The organism is Terriglobia bacterium, assembly GCA_035712365.1.
Lineage (GTDB): Bacteria > Acidobacteriota > Terriglobia > UBA7540 > UBA7540 > SCRD01.
Genome location: DASTAW010000008.1, coordinates 64,858 through 82,443, shown reverse-complemented (window position 1 = coordinate 82,443; position 17,586 = coordinate 64,858). Strand labels below are relative to the sequence as shown.

Here is a 17,586-nt window from a genome sequence, read left to right as displayed (position 1 = left end):
CTTCCTGCACATCTCTCACCCGGCCTCCGCATCCGCTGGTTACCAGCCGTTTGACCGGGGACCCGTCCACAGTCGTCCGTTCATTTCTTCGCGCTCCGCCCTCGCGCTCACCCACAGAATCACGAGTCCGGCCGCCGCGGCAGGCACCAGCCACCAGCAGAAGAAGCCCGTTTCCCAAACGATTCGCGGCAGGGAAAGCGTTGTCCCGGCCCACTCGCACACCCTCCACACCAGCGGCGCGCTGGCAACCCCCGCCGCCCATGAAACGGCGCAGCCGGCGATCAGAGCAATGGTTCTGGCGCGCCTGTTTTTCAGTCGCTCTGCGTTTTCGCGCACGCACACGCTTGTCGAGGCCGCCAGTCCGCGTGGAACCGGGACGGAGATCGATTTCAGCGCCATCAACGCCGCGTCAGTCGATGCCCGCCGCGCGGCACAGGCCTCACATGCGCCAAGGTGGTCCTCGAGCCAGCGGCGCTCTTCGAGTTCGAGACCCTCGACGAGTTCCCGATCCATCAGTTGCCGCGCTCGTTCGTGCAGGTCGTAACTTGCATTCGGACTCTTCATTGTTCCTGTTCCTCCAGCAATTCGCGGGCCGCGCTCAAGCCTCGGTAAAGCCGCGATTTCACAGTAGCCAGAGGCGCCCGTATGATGCCCGCAATCTCTTTAAGCGACAAATCCTCCTGAAAGCGCAGAAGCAGAACTTCCCGGTAAACGGCAGGCAGCCGTGCCAGGATCGAGCTGATCCGGGCTGCGAGCTCTGTGTTCTCGTATTCAGCGAGCGGCGAAACTCCATCTGAAGGCCACGATTCCTGCGCCGCGCCATCCTGGGCCGAATCGAGCTTTTCGTCCAGGCTGTCCATCTTTCTGCGGCGGCTCGAATCGATCACCAGGTGGCGCGCAATTGAAAAGAGCCAGGAATCGAAGCGCGAGACCCCGTCGTACTGATGCCCGCGCGCCAGCACTCGCAGCCAGGTTTCCTGGAACATGTCGCGAGCGGCATCTTCGCTTCCGGTCAGGTAGAGCAGGTAACGGAAGAGGCGGTATTCGTATTGCGCAATCAGGGCCGCAAGCAGGTCCGGATCGCGCTGCCGCAAGCCGCGCGCCAGAGCTTTGGTTTCGGGTTCCATCGCAAGTGCAAAGAGATGAATCGCGTTGTCCATTCTACCCTCTGCCTTGATATACGGGGAACCCGGCGAAAAAGACCCCGCTGGCAGGATACATTTCGAGCGATGGTTGATTGGTGGTTCAATTGAAAACGGTCCGACTTTTTGTGGACGAAGCCTGCAAAAGGTACGCGCCACGACGTGAAGAAGCGGCACGGAAGGCGCCGAAGCCCCTTTTGGCTCAGCGCGATTCCAGCATCACCAGCCTGTTTACGACAATGGCTTGCAAAGGGCGTAGAATGGATGGTAGCCGAAGGAGACCAATATGCAGGACGCTTACGCGTTGCAGATTTCAAGCCAGCTCGCCCAGATTTTAGCGCAGCTTGCCGCCATCCGTGAAGCTCTGGAGAAGTTCGTTGCGCTGCAGGACCATCCGACTTACAGCCAGGCGAAGCGCTATTAACAATCTGCTGGCGTGATGGAAGGAGCCGGCGCCTCGCGCCCTGTCCGGCACGAGTCAACTCGTGCCCTTGCTCATTGATCGGTCGTGAAATCGTCTTGCGAAGGGCGCGAAGCCTTTGCGAAAGGGCACGACTTCAATCGTGCGGCAGCCGCACTGTACCATTCACGTCTGCGTCACGAGTCAACTCGTGCCCTTTCACTCGAGTGGCAGAACCAAAAATCTATTTCTTACCGAAACCCGCCCCATTGCAAGTAGGCGCGGAGTAGCGCGTCGCCGCCGATGCTGGCGTAAATCGCGGCGAGTCCCAGAAAAGTTCCGTAGGGCCATTGGTAGTCGCGAAACTTCGACGTGATGGCGGTGAGAGGAATCGCGACAAGGCATCCCAGCAGCGATCCCAGAAGAATGGTCATCAGGGTGAGCGGCGGACCGAGGAAGGTTCCCACCACCAGCATCAGCATGACGTCGCCGAATCCCAGGCCTTCCTTGTGGCGAAGCCGGTAGAAAATCTCGCCCACCACGAAGAAGAGGCCGCCGCCGATCAACGCGCCTGCCAGCGCTCCGATCAGCGAGAGAACTAGCGCTGAAGGGAAGATGTCCCAGCGCGCCAGAAGCCAGCCGAACGGACGACTGTCCACCGGCGTCAGCAAGCTGAACGCCAGGCCCAGCGCGATGCCGGGAATGCTGATCCTGTGCGGAATGCGGCGCTCACGCAAGTCGGTGAAGATCAGAATGATCATGAGCATGGCGAAGACCAGGCCCTTTGCGAATTCGATGGTGAGGCCGTAGCGCCAATACTCCAGCAGGAAGACGATGGCAGTCAGAATTTCCACTACGGGATAGAGCAATGAAATCCGTTTGCCGCAATCGCGGCAACGCCCGCGCAGGAGAGCGTAGCTGAGCACCGGAACGTTGTCGTACCAGCGAATGCTCCGGCCGCAGGCAGGGCAGTGCGATCCGGGAACAGCGATTGATTCGCGCCGCGGCACCCGCACGATGCACACGTTCAGGAAACTGCCGAAGATAAATCCGAACACGGCCACCACCGTTTGGATCATCCGTTCGCTCGCAATTCCTTCGAGGTTATCGCGTCCTGCGGCTGCCCGGAACCCATCAGCCTCCGGTAGAGCGCTTCCGTCCGCTCAACCATAATATCGGCTGAAAACTCCTTTGAGCGCAGTCGCGCTTTGTTTCCCAGTTCCTTTAACCTGGTTGGATTCGCGGCCGCGACGGCAATCGCCTGCGCCAGGGAGTCGGGCGATTCCGGCGCAACCAGCCAGCCGGTTATGCCATCTTCCACGATTTCCGGAAGGCCGCCAACGCGCGTGGCGATTACGGGCAGGGCATGGGCCATGGCCATCAAAGCGGCAGAGCCAAGCCCTTCCGAGCGCGACGGCATGATATAAACATCGAGTGCGGAGAAAAACTCGAAAAGATTATCCCGATAGCCCGCCAATACGACCTGACCGCGCGCCGCTGCCGCGGCAAGGTTTGACGTAGCAAGGTCCGCGGCAGCGATTTTGCCGCCCAGCGCCAGCTTTGCGTTGGGCATGCGACCGGCAAGGATTTCGAGCGCTTCGAGCGCCAGGTCCTGCCCCTTCTCCGGACTGATGCCGCTGAGGTTTCCAATGAGGAATTCGTTTTCGGTAAGGCGCCAGCGAGCGCGCGCCGTCTGACGCGATGCGCCGTCGGGGACGCGCTCCGGGATCTCGATCCCGTCTGGAATGACATGAATCATCGCTTGAGGGATGCCCGCCTCTCCCAGCACGCGGCCAATGAACTGCGACACCGCAATCACAGCGTGGCAGGTGTAACTGTATTTTAGCCGATAGTCGATGCGGCGTTTGGGAAGGTAGGTAACTCGCCTGGTGGCAATACGTCGCGCTGCCGTCCCACAGGATGCGAGCCAGGAGACCGTCTGGCCCACTCCGTCGTGCGCGTGCAAGAGCATCAGCGCGTCCCGCCTAATCCGCCGCCGCAGTCGCCGGATGCCTTGGATGTGTTTGAAGTCATCCTGCGGCAGAGCGAGCACCGGAAACCCATCAGCTTTTGCGCGATCGCAAAGTTCGCCTGCTTCCGCGCACACGATAAGCTGCGAGTGGCCGCGCTTGCGGAGGCCGTGGGCCAGCAGCAGCAATTGCCGCTGGCCGCCACGAAGCTCAAGGCCCGTGTCGATGTGCGCGATGCTGAATGGAGTGTCTGGGCTCAATGCCTGCCTTTGTTGCCGGTCTCGAGCTCCGCAAGCCTGGCGTATTTGCGACGGACATAGCGGGCCGCCATCCAGGCAATCATCAAGCCAGGCATGCCGTCCAGCACGCCCAGCCTGAAGAAGTAAGTGTGCAAAAAGATCCAGGGCGGCGCCAGCATCCGTCGCGCGAGCCCAGCACGCTCACCGCGCTCGAACATTTCCTGCGCGGCCAGGCCGGTGTAAAGCTCGATTCGCTTGCGATGGTCGGCCAGCGAGTCGCACGTATAGTGGAGAATTTCGCCGCTGAGGGTCTCCACAGGGCCATCGGCAACGACGGACTCGTGCACGTATACGCCTGTCCAACGGGCCTGGTCGCGGTGAAAAAGACGTATTTTCCAGTCCGGATACCAGCCCGAATGAAGTATCCATCGCCCGAGATACTGGGCGCGCCGGGCAAAACGGTATGCGCCAGCCCGCGGCGCCGATTGCTTCCATTCGCGGAGGGCGGCGCGAGCTTCGTCGTTCAGCTCCTCGTCGGCGTCCAGGCTGAGAATCCAATCATGGCTGGCTTCGCGCACGGCAAAGTTCTTTTGCCCGGCAAAACCTTCCCATGGATGAGTGATCGTTCGCGCGCCAAGTTCAGCCGCGATGTTCACGGTTTCGTCCGTCGAGCCGGAATCGACCACCAGAATTTCGTCGGCGCAATCGAGTGACCGGATGGCGCGGGCGATGTTCGCGGCTTCATTGCGCGTGATAATGGTTGCGGAAATGGGCAGCATGGCAAGGCGTCAGACTGGCTCTGTGCGAGTCGCGCTTGGATCCGATTTTACACCGTTGATCGTCTCCGGCAGTGATTTTGGTCCATCGGGGACTGAACAACCAGCCGGAGACGACCAAATGGGCGCCCCCACCCCGGCCTTCTTCGGGATCCCCGCGAGCCGCTTCTTACCCGTCGCGGACCTTAATCCCGGTCTCAAACATTTCACGGTATTTGTCGGGCAGGGCACAGGGGCGACCCTCGCGATTCACGATCACGTGCGTGGTTTCGCCCTCGGCCAGCAGCACGCTATCCGGTTGCCGGAAGACTTCGTATCCAAAAGTCAACACGCGGCGGCGGGCCGCACGCAGGCAGGTCCTGACAACAACTTCGTCGTCATAGCGCGCGGAGGCTTTATATCGGCAACTGGCTTCCGCCACGATGATATAGAGGCCGTCGTCGCGCTCCATGTCGCGGTATTCGAACCCGTGCTTCCGGCAGAATTCGCTTCTGCCGATTTCAAACCACACCAGATAATTGGCGTAATACACCACACCCATCTGATCGGTCTCAGCGTACCGGACCCGGAAGCTTGTCGAAACCCATTCTGCGGGAAGTTCCCTTGTCATTGAGTACCCTTGCCCTGCGTGGGACGCTTTCAAGCCGCCACTAGCTACAACTTTTCCTAACCTTCTACTCACGTAATATCAGTCGTATAGGATTACTACGTCAAGTGTTACATCAGTGGATTCCCGGCATCGTCAACGGGGTATTTTATGACCTGTTCGAGTGATCGGCAAAAACTTCTGAAGACCGGCTCAACGTATTTCCTCAGTCCCAGGTCGCCTTCCATACTCATGGGGCCGTCGGGCGCACGGACTTCCTGGATGCTCCCAAAGAAATCCGCCGCGTCCGGCCACTTCAGGACGATATCCGGCATTCGGGATGGCCGCCGTTCAAACCGGAGCCTGCCACGGTCCAGGATGATAGTCCATTCAAAATTCCAGTCTTCCAGCACCCAGAGCGTTTCCAGGCGCGCTTCACGAATGTGCTGCCGCACGTTGCGGTCGCGGCCTGTGAGGACAAACGCCTGCTGGATGAGCCGGCGCGCGGCGCGCTTTGAAATGGACGGTCGATCAGGCACGTTTAAATTAGAGACTATACCAGAACCTGGCAGCAAATGCGGAGTCTCCGCTTGCGTTTCCGCGTGCGCCGAAGAGTTGTGGCTGTTCGATTAGAGATGCGCTCGCGGCCCAGCAAGCTTGTGGCCTTCTGCGCCCATTCAACATCTGCTATATTAGCCAAGGTGATGACTGAGAGTTCCGCCATAGAATCTGCAAACAGCTCAAACAGCGATAATGATGGCCTGATGCGTGGCTTCTGGTATCCCGCCGCCCGAAGCAATTGTGTCCGGGGCAGGGAACTGCGCACGGCAATGCTGCTGGGAATTCCGCTGGTGCTTGGGCGCAATTCCAAGGGGGAAAGCTTCGCTTTGCGCGACGCCTGCCCGCATCGCGGCATGCCACTCTCCGAGGGCCGGTTCGACGGCAATGCCGTCGAGTGCTCTTATCACGGCTGGGTTTTTGAGGGCAAGACCGGCCAGTGCCAGACCATTCCGTCTCTGACGGCGCGCGACAAGCTGAAAGTGGATCGTGTGTTCGCCACCAGCTTCCCTTGCGAAGAGCAGGACGGTTATTTCTGGGTCTTCGTTCCCGATCCCGAGTGCCGCAACGAAGTGGCGCCCCCGTCTCCAAGGTTGCCAACGTTCAGCGACGACTATCGCCTGGAGCATCTGGAGGCGGAACTGCCATGCCACGTCGATCACGGCATCATTGGCCTCATGGATCCTGCGCACGGCCCCTTTGTGCATCAGGCCTGGTGGTGGCGCAAGCGCGGCAGCATTCATGAAAAGGAAAAAATCTTTGAGCCCATCCCGAACGGCTTTCGGATCAAGAGCCACTCGCCGTCGGCCAACAGCGCAGCCTACAAGCTGCTGGGCGTCTACGGCGAACCTATCACCACCACCATCCAGTTCGTGCTGCCCAACATGAGGTTTGAAGAAATTCACTGCGGCAAGTACTGGTTTTCAAGCCGCACCACTGTCACTCCCATAACCGTGTCGCGCTGCCGAATTGATGTCTGCGCGGCGTGGAACGCATTCCGCCATGTGCCCTTCATGGCAGCGATTATTCGCTTTTTTGGCAATATGTTTGTCGAGCAGGACCGCCAAACCATGGTGAAGCAGGCGGAGGGTTTGAAATATAATCCGCCGCTGATGCTCATCGACGACGCCGACCGGCCGGCCAAATGGTACTTTGCATTGAAAGCTGCCTATATCAAGTCCAAACAAACCGGCCAGCCTATGGAACACCCGATCGAGGGACCTACGGCCTTGAGGTGGCGGAGTTGAGTCATTGTAGAGGGTTCTCCGTGGCGGTCTGTGAGTCGGCGTGCTCCGTGTTGCCAACATGCTCCCCGAATAACAGCATGCTCACGCAAAGGCGCAGAGGCGCAAAGAGCAACCAGAAATAGCTAAAGAAAGAAGTCGCGCTACTTGAAATCGATCGGGCACGCCACAGAAAACTGGAATGGATGTGATAGCTCAGCGCCTTGGCGCCTTGGCGCGAAATGAGCTTTTGTGCGTTGCTGAGTGCCACACAACATCATTGTCCTGTCCACTGCGGCTTGCGCTTTTCGAGAAAGGCCGTCAGGCCCTCATGGAAGTCTGCGGTTTTGCGGACGCGGGCGCTCGCCTCAACGGCCAGTTCGGTTTCGCGGTCGAGCTCTTCTTCGGAAAACTGCACCAGGAGACGCTTGGTGTGGCTCAAGGCCATGGGGCTCATTTCAGCGAGTTGCCGCGCCAGTTCGCGCGCCCGCGGCAGCAGCTTTTGGGGTTCAAGTAATTCATTAACCATGCCCATGGCGTGCGCTTCAGCAGCGCTGAAGATGCGGCCGGAGAGCAACAGGTCGCGCGCCCGCTTCTCTCCCACTTGCCGCACGACGTAAGCGGACACGAGTGCTGGAATAAATCCGACACGCACTTCCGTGTACCCGAATTTCGCCTCAGGCACGGCCAGCGTAAAGTCGCAGAGCGTTGCCAGTCCGCAGCCCCCGGCGATGGCGGGGCCGTTCACTGCCGCGATGGTTGGCCTGGGGAACCCGTATAACCGCCGGAACAGGGTGGCGATCCGCCGGGAGTCAGCAACAATCTCCGCGTCGGATTGTGCGCGGAAATCCTTGAGCGCCTGCAAATCCATCCCGGCACAGAAGGCGTTGGCCGCTCCGGTGAGGATCAGTGCTCGCGCCGCGCTGGCTTCAACTTCAGTCAACGCTTGAAGCATTTCCGCTATCATCGAATGGGAGATTGCGTTGCGCTTTTCAGGCCGGTTGAGCGTAAGCACACCAACGGCATTGTCGATTTCCAGTTTTATGCTTTGGTAAGCCATCCTCTTCCCTTCACCCAGCTACTCTGCGTACAGCTTGCGAAGCTCGTTGGTTGCGTCGAGGGCGGAAAGCAGCGCCCATGGCTCGATGCCGGCCTGGGCGCCTTGCTCGGCGAGAGTGGAAACCACGATCTCAGTCGGAATGTTGCCTACCAGTTCATCGCCCGCAAAAGGACAGCCGCCCAGGCCCGTCAGCGCTGAGTCAAAGCGGCGGCACCCTGCTTCGTAGGCTGCCAGGACCTTCTCCGCGGCTACCTCGGCGCGGGCGTGCAGATGGACGCCCAGTTCCATTTCGGTTGTGAACGGTTTCAGGTGCCGGAAAAGCTCACCTGTTTCTTTAGCTGTCGACACGCCGACCGTATCCGCCAGCGAAATGGTTTTTACGCCCAGCCCCTTGAGCCATTCCAGCGCATCCACTACAATCTCCGGGCCCCACGGCTCGCCAAAAGGATTGCCGAACGCCATCGAGATATAGACCACCAGGTCGCGACCGGACTTCTGAGATTCGCGCTGGATTGTCTCCACCAGATCTCGCGATTCACGCAGAGACATATTGGCGTTCTGTCGCCGGAAATTTGCCGAGATCGAGTAGGGATATCCGAGCGTTGTGACCTGCGGGGTGGCGAGGGCGCGCTCCAGTCCCTTTTCGTTGACGATAATCCCGATGATTTCCGGCATGGTGCCGTTGGTGGCTGCCTGCAATCTCTCTGCCAGGCGCGCCATCACCTCCTCGCTGTCCGCCATCTGCGGGACCAGTTTGGGCGACACAAAGCTGACCGCGTCGAGATGCCTGAACCCCGCCCGCAGCAGCTTCCCAAGGTATTCTGCCTTTACCTCGGTTGGGATATTCTTTACCAGCCCTTGCCATGCGTCCCGGGGACACTCGACAATCTTAACCTGATCCATTGTCCTACTTTCCCGATCTTTGGACTTTAACCTTTCAAAAGGCGTCTCACGCAAAGGAGCCAAGGCACAAAGCTATCACAGCGGCCCAAAAAGCTTCAGCTCGCAAAGGCGCTGAGGCGCAAAGCTATCGCAGGCATAAGCTTTGCGTGGCGCGCCCGATGCGGTTTCAAGTGTTGCGATTTTGCTTCGATATTTCTGGCTTTCCTTTGCGTCTCTGCGCCTTTGCGTGAGCATGCTCTTACTCATTCAGGCGATTGACAACTCGAGTTATTCCGTCTTTAATCAGTTCCACATCAAAGTTAATCAGGATTCCGAGCCGCTTATCCGTCAACCTGAGATACGTCAGCAACTGCTTCTTATGAACCGGGGCGATTCGCTCAATGGATTTGATTTCGATAATCACTTTTCCTCCGACGATCAGATCTGCACGGAAACCAACCTCCAGGTGAACGTTCTGATAAATCACCGGAATCGCCTGCTGGCGAACCACCAGTAAACTCCGTCGAGCTAACTCTTCCGCCATGACGGCCTCGTAAACCGATTCAAGCAGCCCGGGGCCAAGCGTCGTGTGAATTTTATAGGCTGCGTCGACAACCTGAGTGGCGATTTCGTTTTCAGTCATAAGAAAAGCTATCTCACGCAAAGGGGCCAAGGCACAAAGCTATCACAGTGACGCGAATAGCTTCAGCTCGCAAAGGCGCTGAGGCGCAAAGCTATCGCAGGCATAAGCTTTGCGTGGCGCGCCTGATGCGGTTTCAAGTATTGCGATTTTGCTTCGATATTTCTGGCTTTCCTTTGCGTCGCCGCGCCTTTGCGTGAGGGTGCTTTTACGTCTGCAGCACGCCAGTCTTAAATTCTTTTATCTCGGGATTCAATGCTGCTGCCTCGAGCGCCCAGGTCAGCGCTTCGCGGGTCTGGGCCGGGTCGATGATGGCGTCCACCCACAAGCGGGCTGCGCCGTACCGTGGGTCCGTCTGGTGCTCGTAAGTTTTCTGGATCGATTCGAGCATTTCGCCTTTTTCCTCTTCGCTCAACGCTTTCCCGCTGCGCTCCAGTTGTTTCACCTTGATTTCCACCAGCGTCTCGGCAGCGGCATCCCCGCTCATCACTGCGTAGCGCGCGGTTGGCCAGGCAAAGATGAACCGCGGATCGTATGCCTTTCCGCACATCGCGTAATGGCCCGCGCCAAAGCTTCCGCCGCAGATCACGGTGATTTTGGGCACCACGCTGTTTGAGACCGCATTCACCATCTTGGCTCCGGCGCGGATGATGCCGCTCCATTCGGCTTCCTTTCCCACCATGAAGCCGTTCACATCGTGGAAGAAGATGAGCGGCACCCGGTTCTGGTTGCAGTTCATGATGAAGCGCGCCGCCTTGTCCGCCGCCTCGGTATAGATGACACCGCCAAAATGGATTCGCTTTTCGCCGCTCTCGCGGGAAACCGCAGGGACGGTTTTCTTCTGATTGGCTACAATACCCACGGCCCAGCCGCCGATCCGCGCGTAGCCGCACAGCACCGTTTGTCCGTACTCTGAACGGTACTCCGTGAAGGCGCCTTCATCGATAATTCGCGCGAGAACCTCGCGCATGTCGTACTGGGCCGTTGGCCCGGACGCAAAAATTCCGTAGATCTCATCTGATGGATAAACCGGCGGCTTTGCGTCCCGCTTGTCGAATGCAGCCAGTCGTTTACTGCCGAATTTATCAACCAATTCCCGAACTTTTGATAAGCATCGCTCGTCGTTCCGCTCGCGGAAATCGATGGTGCCGCTGATCTCCATGTGCATCCTGGCGCCGCCGAGTTCTTCTGCGGAAGGTTTCTGCCCAATGGCAGCCTGCACCAGGGCCGGGCCGGCCAGGAACAGACCGCTGCTATCGGTCATCAGAATGTGGTCGCACATCACCGGCAGGTAAGCGCCGCCCGCCACGCACATGCCCATAATGGCCGTAATCTGCGGGATGCCCATGGCGCTCATCACGGCGTTATTACGGAAGACCCGGCCAAAATCGTCGGTGTCGGGGAAAACGTCTTCCTGCAAGGGCAGAAAGATCCCCGCCGAATCCACCAGGTAAAGGGTTGGAAGATGGTTGTCGATGGCAATCTGTTGCGCGCGGAGGACCTTCTTGGCGGTCATGGGAAAGAACGCCCCGGCTTTCACGGTCGCGTCGTTCGCTACAACCATCACCAGTCGTCCGTGGACCCGCCCAAGCCCTGTGACGACGCCAGCAGCCGGCGCGCCGCCCCACTCTTCATACATTTCGAAGGCGGCATAAATGCCCAACTCGAAAAATTCGCTGCCGGCATCGATCAAAAGGGCTATGCGCTCTCGCGCCGTCAATCGTCCTTTTTTGTGCTGGTATGCGACAGCCGCTTCGCCGCCGCCCTCGCGGATGATTTCTTCCTGGTTCAGGAGCTCGCCCATCAGCTCTTTCATTCGGTGGGTGTTTGATTCAAACTCCCTGGATTTGGGGTCAATCTGGCTCTTCAGGACGGATTCTGGCAACGTGGTTCGCCCCTTATGTCAGCGCCAGCGCGACTAAACTGACCACAGGATTGATTGCGGCTGGTACGCTTGTGATTATCGCTGTGAAAGCTCGCCTTTCGCTACCCTGGCAGCGAATTCTGCTGATTTCCCGCGAGGCACGGTCACGGCTTTCCATTGATCGCCGGCGAAATGTTTTGCCAGAAAGATAATCTGGCCGATGTGCGAGCAGTAATGGGCGATTTGGCGGTTAATGGCCTGCATCACGGAGTGCGGCTCCGTGCGAATCAAAACGGTGCGGGTTAGATCAGCGTCGCTGAGTGGCGCCAGCGCGCTAAAAACGCATTCCCAGCCGGCCTCCCACAACTGCACCACTTCAGTCCGGGTTTTCGGCGGGGCTTCAAATTCCATGTCGCGATTGCGCTCTGGCTTTTCTCCGTCCGAGGACAGGAAGTCGGTGAAACGCGAGCGCATATTGCCGGCCAGGTGTTTCACGATGGTGGCAATTGAATTCGATTCTGCGTCGAGCGAATGGGCGAAGGCCTCGTCGGGAATCTGTGCCATGGCGCGTTCTGCAAGTTGTTTGTAATGGCGGAGCAGGTCGATGGAATCTTTCAGATGAGACGTCGTGAATTCATGTGCCATTGATGGTCCTCCCCGCCGGGTCCGAGCGCTGACACTATGCCACTTGCTTTACGTGGCTGCGGATGAAATCTACTATCTCCTGCGTGGCGGCCCCGGGCTGGAACACCGCCGCCACTCCGGACTCCTTCAAGCTGGGGATATCTTCGTCCGGAACGATGCCGCCGACAATCACCAGCACGTCCGCCATGCCAGCTTCGCGCAGCAACTGGCAGATGCGCGGAACGATGGTGTTGTGCGCGCCCGACAAGATCGAGATGCCGACGGCGTCTACGTCTTCCTGCACAGCGGCGCTGGCGATCTGCTCCGGCGTCTGGCGCAGGCCGGTGTAGATCACTTCCATGCCGGCGTCACGCAAAGCGCGGGCCACAATCTTGGCGCCCCGGTCGTGCCCGTCGAGGCCGGGCTTGGCAACTAAGACTCGAATTCTGCGGTCGGGCATTTCAGCTTTTCCTCCGGGTCCTCTGGGCCTCTGCGGTGAGTTGCTGGCTCACGATCGTAGCGCAAGGCGCGCCTGCGAATACCGCCTTTGAGTACTGCGCAGTTAAAGTTTATCAGGAGTCCGATTTTGCATCCGGAAAGCTTCAGATAAGTCAGGAGAATTGCACCATGAATTGGGGCGAGAGCCTCAACAGGCTTGAGCTCGACGACGACACGTCCGTCCACGAGCAAGTCCAGCCGATAACCGCATTCCAGTCTGACGCCTTTGTAAACGACAGGCAAGGGCTTCTGACGATCGAAAGGTATGGACCGGAGCGCGAGTTCCCTGGCCATGCATTCCTCATAGGCGGATTCCAGAAGGCCCGGCTCGAGCTGACGATGAACCTCAATAGCGGCTCCGATGATTGCGTGCGTGAGTTCCGGGTCGGTCATTGTTCACCGCAGAGGCGCAGAGAGCGCGGAGTTTCGTAGTCGTACTTCATTATTCACCGAAGAGGCGCAGAGAGAGCGGAGAAGCTACCGGAATGCCGGTTCCTCATAAGTTCCGAACACTTTGCGCAGCACGTCGCACATCTCGCCGAGCGTGGCATAGGCCCGCACGCATTCCAGGATGCAGGGCATCAGGTTGCTGTCGGTCGCGGCGGCGGCGCCCAGCGCCTCAAGCGTTTGCTGGACGCGGGCGTTATCACGATTCTCCTTCAGCGCCGCCAGTTTTTCCCGCTGCCGCTTCGCAATCGTTTCGTCGATCACGAGAATGTCAACCGGCCGTTCCTCTTCAGTGACAAAATCGTTGACGCCCACAATGATCTTTTCTTTCTGCTCGACGGCCCGTTGATAGGAGTAAGCCGCCTCGTGGATCTCCTTTTGCGGAAAACCTTTTTCGATGGCGGCCACCATGCCGCCCATGGCGTCGATTTTGTCAAAATATTCGTAGCAGGCGCGCTCTGTATCAAGCGTCAGCTTTTCTAGGAAATATGAGCCGCCGAATGGATCGGCCACATCCGCCACGCCGCTTTCATGCGCGATCACCTGCTGGGTGCGCAGGGCCAGCGTTGCCGCGTGCTCGGTGGGCAGCGCCCAGGCTTCGTCCAATGAATTCGTGTGGAGCGACTGGGGCCCTCCCAGCACGCCCGCCAGCGCCTGAATGGCTGTTCTCACCACGTTGTTGTAAGGCTGCTGGGCCGTCAGGGAGCATCCTGCCGTCTGTGTGTGGAACCGGCAGAGCCACGAGCGAGGGTCCTTCGCGCCGTAGCGTTCGCGCATCACCGTGGCCCAGACCTTGCGCGCCGCGCGGAACTTGGCAATCTCCTCGAAAAGGTCATTGTGGGAATTGAAGAAGAAGCTCAGCCGTGGCGCAAATTCATCCACATCGAGGCCCGCGCGCTTTACCCAGTCAACGTATTCAATTCCGTCGCGCAGGGTAAAGGCCAGTTCCTGCACCGCCGTCGAACCTGCCTCGCGAATGTGGTAGCCGCTGATGGAGATCGGGTTCCAGCGCGGCGTCTCCCTGGCGCTGAAGACGATGGAATCCACCACCAGGCGCATGGACGGTTGAGGAGGGAAGATGTACTCCTTCTGAGCGATGTATTCCTTCAGGATGTCATTCTGGAGCGTGCCCGAGATGCGTTTCCAGTCAGCTCCGCTCTTTTCCGCCGCCACCAGGTACATGGCCCAGATCATGGCGGCCGGGGAATTGATGGTCATCGACGTCGAGACGCGCTCAAGAGGAAGCCCCGCGAGCATGGTCTCCATATCTTCGAGAGACGAGACCGAGACGCCGCACTTGCCCACCTCGCCTTCGGCCAGCGGATGGTTCGAGTCGTAGCCCATCAGCGTAGGCAAATCAAATGCGATGGAAAGCCCGGTCTGGCCTTGCTTCAGAAGATAGTGAAGGCGCTGGTTGGTGTCTTCCGGGCTGCCGAAGCCGGAAAACTGCCGCATGGTCCACAGCTTGCCGCGGTACATGGTGCGGTGAATCCCGCGGGTGTAAGGGTACTGGCCGGGGTCGCCCAGATCGCGTGAATAACTGAAATCCTTGAGATCGTCCTCGGTATAAACCGGATCAACGGGAACGCCCGAAAGGGTGGTGAATTTCTCTTGACGTTCCTTTATCGCGCCGGCCTTTGGCGCGCCCGGATTGGTGGTTTTTGCCATTGCCGCTGGTCCCGGTTTCTGGCCCTATCTTATTCTGGCGGTGAATCCGAAGTCAAACCGGCGCGCTCGAGTGGCGGCCTGGCGCGAACAGTGGGCGAGATGGCATCCCTGACGGCAATTCCGTAGCAATTCATCGCCCCGCGTCGCGGCCGTTTCCCGGGGACTTTCATGCTTTCGCCGCAACTTCAGCCGCGGGTTTGCCGCGCCGGGCCAGAGCGACCGCAATCAGGCCCGCCAGCAATCCAACAATCACCGTCCAGGCAATCCACAGAGTCATCTGGGGGAGAAATGCCAGGAGTAGAAATTTCTGTGCGAACGGGAGGTGCGCCATACTCGCGTCGGCAGCGTCATAGTGGGTTCCCCAACCTGCCCCGTCGTTGCCGCGCATGGCGAAGAACATCACAATAAGGACGGGCAGGCGGGCGGAAAAGGCGTAGGCGATCAGCGTCCGGGCAAGCGATCCCCAGGCTCGGATGGGCAGGAGCGCCGCCAGGATCATGCCCAGAAAGCCGAGGACAGCCAGCATCGTTATTTGCTTCGATATCCCCAGGCCGACGATGACACCGCTCGCGACCAGAATGATGAACCCTAGTCCCAGATATCCCCACGCCCTCGACGCGCTCATAAAGCCGTTTCCCGTCTTGATCAGCCTGAGGGCAAACCAGGGCCCAAAGATAATGGGCAGCCAGCTAATGCCCACAATTGCTGCGCCTCCGCCGGCTGTGCTGTTGAACCACGGCGCGCCCCAGTGGTTCAGCTCGCCTTCGAGGCGCAGAAAAGTGACCAGCAGCGTAATCAGCGCCGGAATCGCAATCAGACGCGTCATTGAAACCCGATTGTCATTAGCCATGGAAATCTCCTCCTGTGCACCTCAGGTGCGGAAATGCCGATTGGCGTGACCCTGTGTGTTGAAACCGCCGTTATGATCGCTGTATTTCCCGGATTCTATCACTTGCTGGTTGTGACTGCCAGAGCGTTCAGCGCAGGCAGGCGCGACCCCGCCGAAGCTGCCTCGGCAGAGCGTTATGCGAGCGGATCCTCAACCGGTTCAGTGTGCAGGCTCCGTCGCAACCAGCTTCCGCCGCCTTTGTCCCGGCTTTTCGAGAATCATCTGGACGGCATTGGCGAAGCTTGGCAGAATAGAATTCGGTCTGTGGCGCGAAGTTCGCAGTGAGCATCAACGGCTTCGCGCAGTCCATTCAGCCCTGTCGGGGCGTGGCGCAGCCTGGTAGCGCGCTTGCCTTGGGCGCAAGAGGTCCGCGGTTCGAATCCGCGCGCCCCGACCAAGCTCTTTCCGTCAAAATCTTTGAAGCAACACCTCATGGGATCGCACGGCGTATGAATTTGCCATGGGGTTTGGGCCCGCCGATGGTGACTCAGTTTGGTTTTATTTTGTGGCACGGCCATCCCGTTCGCTTCGCTCAGGGCGGGCCTGGCCGTGTCTTTTGAACGCAGCACGGGCGAGGACGCCCGTGCCACAGATCAAACTGAGTCACTACCGGCCCGCCTTCTGCCTTGACCTGCTTCGCCCATCCTCTTATGATGAAGAGCTTTCAGTGTTCCCGCAGGACCCAATCAGCAGGATGATCCGGAAAGGAATTCGAGGATGACCGGACTTCATGAACTCGCCACGGCCCGCATCAAGCCTTCCTTGCACCCGCAGTTCGCGCCCGCCGTTCTTGCCGACCACGCGTATTTGGAGATGGCGAAGGAGTCGGGAAAAGCGGTCCCACTGGTGATTGGCCTGGAGCGAGACGACGGTTCGGTCTCGGTTTACCGGACACAGGCGTTCGGCGAGGGACACCCATTGGCTTCGCTGAACCTTCGCTATGCGGAACGGACCCTCAAGATGCTCCTCTGGCAGCGAGGCGGGTGGCGCGTGATCGTGGGCGGCCCCAGGAGCATCGGCGAGCATCTTCGGCAGGTCTATTCTTCCGCCGGAGCGCGCGCGTTCGATTCCGACTTTATGGGCGGGGTTTATGAGCGCCCGTTCACGGTTGACATTACCTCCGCCGACAAGGCGCCCGACGCTTCCGAAGGCTCGCTTGAAATCGGCCGGCACCTGGATGGCTGCCGCATCGGGTTCGATCTGGGGGCGACGGACCGCAAGGTGGCAGCGGTGATTGACGGCCAGTCAGTGTTCAGCGAAGAAATCGTTTGGGACCCGCGAAACTCCTCCGACCCCGGCTACCACTTCAATGAGATTATGGCCGGGCTAAAGTCCGCGGCAAGCCGCATGCCCCGGGTGGACGCCATTGGAGGGAGTTCCGCCGGGGTTTACATCAATAACCGGCCGAGAGTTGGGTCGCTTTTCCGGGGAATCCCCAAGGACCTTTTTGAAAAAAAGACAACGCGCCTTTTCCTCGATTTGCAGGAGGCATGGGGCGGCATCCCGTTTGCGGTGGTAAACGATGGCGAAGTCACGGCGCTGGCCGGGTCAATGTCATTGAATGACAACGCTGTGCTGGGGATTGCGCTGGGTTCCAGCCAGGCTGGCGGCTACGTAACGCCGACGGGAGGCATTAGCACGTGGCTTGATGAGCTGGCTTTTGTGCCGGTGGATTACGATCCGCAGGCTCCCGCGGACGAGTGGTCAGGCGATCCCGGCGTGGGCGCTCAGTATTTTTCCCAGCAGGCGGTCTTTCGCCTGGCGCCCGTGGCAGGAATCCAGCTTGATGAAAAGCTTGGCCCGGCAGACCAGTTAAAGTCCGTCCAGAGCCTCTTAAGCAAGGGCGATGACCGCGCGCGTAAAGTCTTCGAAACGATTGGCGTTTATACAGGCTATGGAGTGGCCCATTACGCCGATTTCTACGAATTGCGCCATGTGCTGATCCTGGGCCGCGTGACATCAGGCGACGGCGGAAACATCGTCCTCGAAAAGGCACAGGAAGTGTTGCGGGCGGAATTTCCAGAACTGGTGGACCAGGTCGAATTGCACTTGCCGGATGAAAAAACGCGTCGTGTGGGCCAGGCCGTGGCGGCCGCAAGCCTGCCTGCCACTCATTAAAC

At 59.2% G+C, this 17,586-nt stretch carries 19 protein-coding genes and 1 tRNA gene; 4 read left to right on the top strand and 16 right to left on the bottom strand.

Features of this window, described 5'->3' with window-relative positions:
- Positions 1-39: 39 nt before the first annotated feature.
- Both VFQ24_02370 and VFQ24_02365 read right to left on the bottom strand, forming a co-directional pair.
- Entirely contained in the window at positions 40-564 is a 525-nt protein-coding gene (locus tag VFQ24_02370) for a hypothetical protein (GenBank protein HET9177184.1), read from the bottom strand.
- On the bottom strand, positions 561-1,160 hold the full coding sequence (locus tag VFQ24_02365; protein ID HET9177183.1) for a sigma-70 family RNA polymerase sigma factor: 600 nt from the start codon (positions 1,158-1,160) through the stop codon (positions 561-563). Before VFQ24_02365 ends, VFQ24_02370 begins: the two co-directional genes overlap by 4 nt.
- Before the next feature lie 268 nt (positions 1,161-1,428).
- Between VFQ24_02365 and VFQ24_02360 the strand changes: the two genes are divergently transcribed.
- On the top strand, positions 1,429-1,566 hold the full coding sequence (locus VFQ24_02360) for a hypothetical protein (GenBank protein ID HET9177182.1): 138 nt from the start codon (positions 1,429-1,431) through the stop codon (positions 1,564-1,566).
- A gap of 227 nt (positions 1,567-1,793) precedes the next feature.
- Here VFQ24_02360 and VFQ24_02355 read toward each other — a convergent pair whose 3' ends face one another.
- From VFQ24_02355 to VFQ24_02335, 5 genes are all read right to left on the bottom strand, one after another.
- Positions 1,794-2,621 carry a prepilin peptidase gene (locus VFQ24_02355; GenBank protein HET9177181.1) on the bottom strand — a complete coding sequence of 276 codons (828 nt, stop codon included), beginning with the start codon at positions 2,619-2,621 and terminating at the stop codon, positions 1,794-1,796.
- A complete protein-coding gene (locus VFQ24_02350; protein ID HET9177180.1) occupies positions 2,618-3,772 on the bottom strand; it encodes a glycosyltransferase family 4 protein in 1,155 nt (384 codons plus the stop codon). The genes VFQ24_02355 and VFQ24_02350 overlap by 4 nt, the downstream gene beginning before the upstream one ends.
- Positions 3,769-4,530: a glycosyltransferase family 2 protein gene (locus tag VFQ24_02345; GenBank protein HET9177179.1), complete on the bottom strand. Its 762-nt coding sequence runs from the start codon at positions 4,528-4,530 to the stop codon at positions 3,769-3,771. Before VFQ24_02345 ends, VFQ24_02350 begins: the two co-directional genes overlap by 4 nt.
- A gap of 166 nt (positions 4,531-4,696) precedes the next feature.
- Complete coding sequence (locus VFQ24_02340) at positions 4,697-5,137, bottom strand: thioesterase family protein (protein HET9177178.1); 441 nt, start codon at positions 5,135-5,137, stop codon at positions 4,697-4,699.
- Between the two features lie 107 nt (positions 5,138-5,244).
- Complete coding sequence (locus VFQ24_02335) at positions 5,245-5,652, bottom strand: hypothetical protein (protein HET9177177.1); 408 nt, start codon at positions 5,650-5,652, stop codon at positions 5,245-5,247.
- Positions 5,653-5,877: 225 nt separating this feature from the next.
- Between VFQ24_02335 and VFQ24_02330 the strand changes: the two genes are divergently transcribed.
- On the top strand, positions 5,878-6,918 hold the full coding sequence (locus tag VFQ24_02330; GenBank protein HET9177176.1) for an aromatic ring-hydroxylating dioxygenase subunit alpha: 1,041 nt from the start codon (positions 5,878-5,880) through the stop codon (positions 6,916-6,918).
- Between the two features lie 253 nt (positions 6,919-7,171).
- Here VFQ24_02330 and VFQ24_02325 read toward each other — a convergent pair whose 3' ends face one another.
- From VFQ24_02325 to VFQ24_02285, 9 genes are all read right to left on the bottom strand, one after another.
- On the bottom strand, positions 7,172-7,954 hold the full coding sequence (locus VFQ24_02325; GenBank protein ID HET9177175.1) for an enoyl-CoA hydratase-related protein: 783 nt from the start codon (positions 7,952-7,954) through the stop codon (positions 7,172-7,174).
- Between the two features lie 18 nt (positions 7,955-7,972).
- The gene (locus VFQ24_02320; GenBank protein ID HET9177174.1) at positions 7,973-8,857 is read right to left on the bottom strand and encodes a hydroxymethylglutaryl-CoA lyase; all 885 of its coding nucleotides are present in this window, start codon (positions 8,855-8,857) and stop codon (positions 7,973-7,975) included.
- 238 nt (positions 8,858-9,095) lie between these two features.
- Positions 9,096-9,479 (bottom strand): GxxExxY protein, encoded by a 384-nt coding sequence (locus VFQ24_02315; protein ID HET9177173.1) that lies wholly within the window; start codon positions 9,477-9,479, stop codon positions 9,096-9,098.
- Between the two features lie 205 nt (positions 9,480-9,684).
- Entirely contained in the window at positions 9,685-11,292 is a 1,608-nt protein-coding gene (locus VFQ24_02310; protein HET9177172.1) for an acyl-CoA carboxylase subunit beta, read from the bottom strand.
- Positions 11,293-11,436: 144 nt separating this feature from the next.
- Positions 11,437-11,985 carry a DUF1572 family protein gene (locus VFQ24_02305; protein ID HET9177171.1) on the bottom strand — a complete coding sequence of 183 codons (549 nt, stop codon included), beginning with the start codon at positions 11,983-11,985 and terminating at the stop codon, positions 11,437-11,439.
- A gap of 34 nt (positions 11,986-12,019) precedes the next feature.
- Entirely contained in the window at positions 12,020-12,424 is a 405-nt protein-coding gene (locus tag VFQ24_02300; protein ID HET9177170.1) for a cobalamin B12-binding domain-containing protein, read from the bottom strand.
- Entirely contained in the window at positions 12,397-12,855 is a 459-nt protein-coding gene (locus VFQ24_02295; GenBank protein ID HET9177169.1) for a GxxExxY protein, read from the bottom strand. The genes VFQ24_02300 and VFQ24_02295 overlap by 28 nt, the downstream gene beginning before the upstream one ends.
- An 84-nt stretch (positions 12,856-12,939) precedes the next feature.
- The gene (locus VFQ24_02290; GenBank protein ID HET9177168.1) at positions 12,940-14,577 is read right to left on the bottom strand and encodes a methylmalonyl-CoA mutase family protein; all 1,638 of its coding nucleotides are present in this window, start codon (positions 14,575-14,577) and stop codon (positions 12,940-12,942) included.
- Positions 14,578-14,743: 166 nt separating this feature from the next.
- On the bottom strand, positions 14,744-15,427 hold the full coding sequence (locus VFQ24_02285; protein ID HET9177167.1) for a hypothetical protein: 684 nt from the start codon (positions 15,425-15,427) through the stop codon (positions 14,744-14,746).
- A 359-nt stretch (positions 15,428-15,786) separates the two neighbouring features.
- On the opposite strand from VFQ24_02285, the gene VFQ24_02280 reads away from it, so the two are divergent.
- A tRNA-Pro gene (locus VFQ24_02280) sits at positions 15,787-15,863 on the top strand.
- A 320-nt stretch (positions 15,864-16,183) separates the two neighbouring features.
- Positions 16,184-17,584, top strand: coding sequence for an ROK family protein (locus VFQ24_02275; protein HET9177166.1), 1,401 nt, complete (start codon positions 16,184-16,186; stop codon positions 17,582-17,584).
- Positions 17,585-17,586 lie beyond the last annotated feature (2 nt).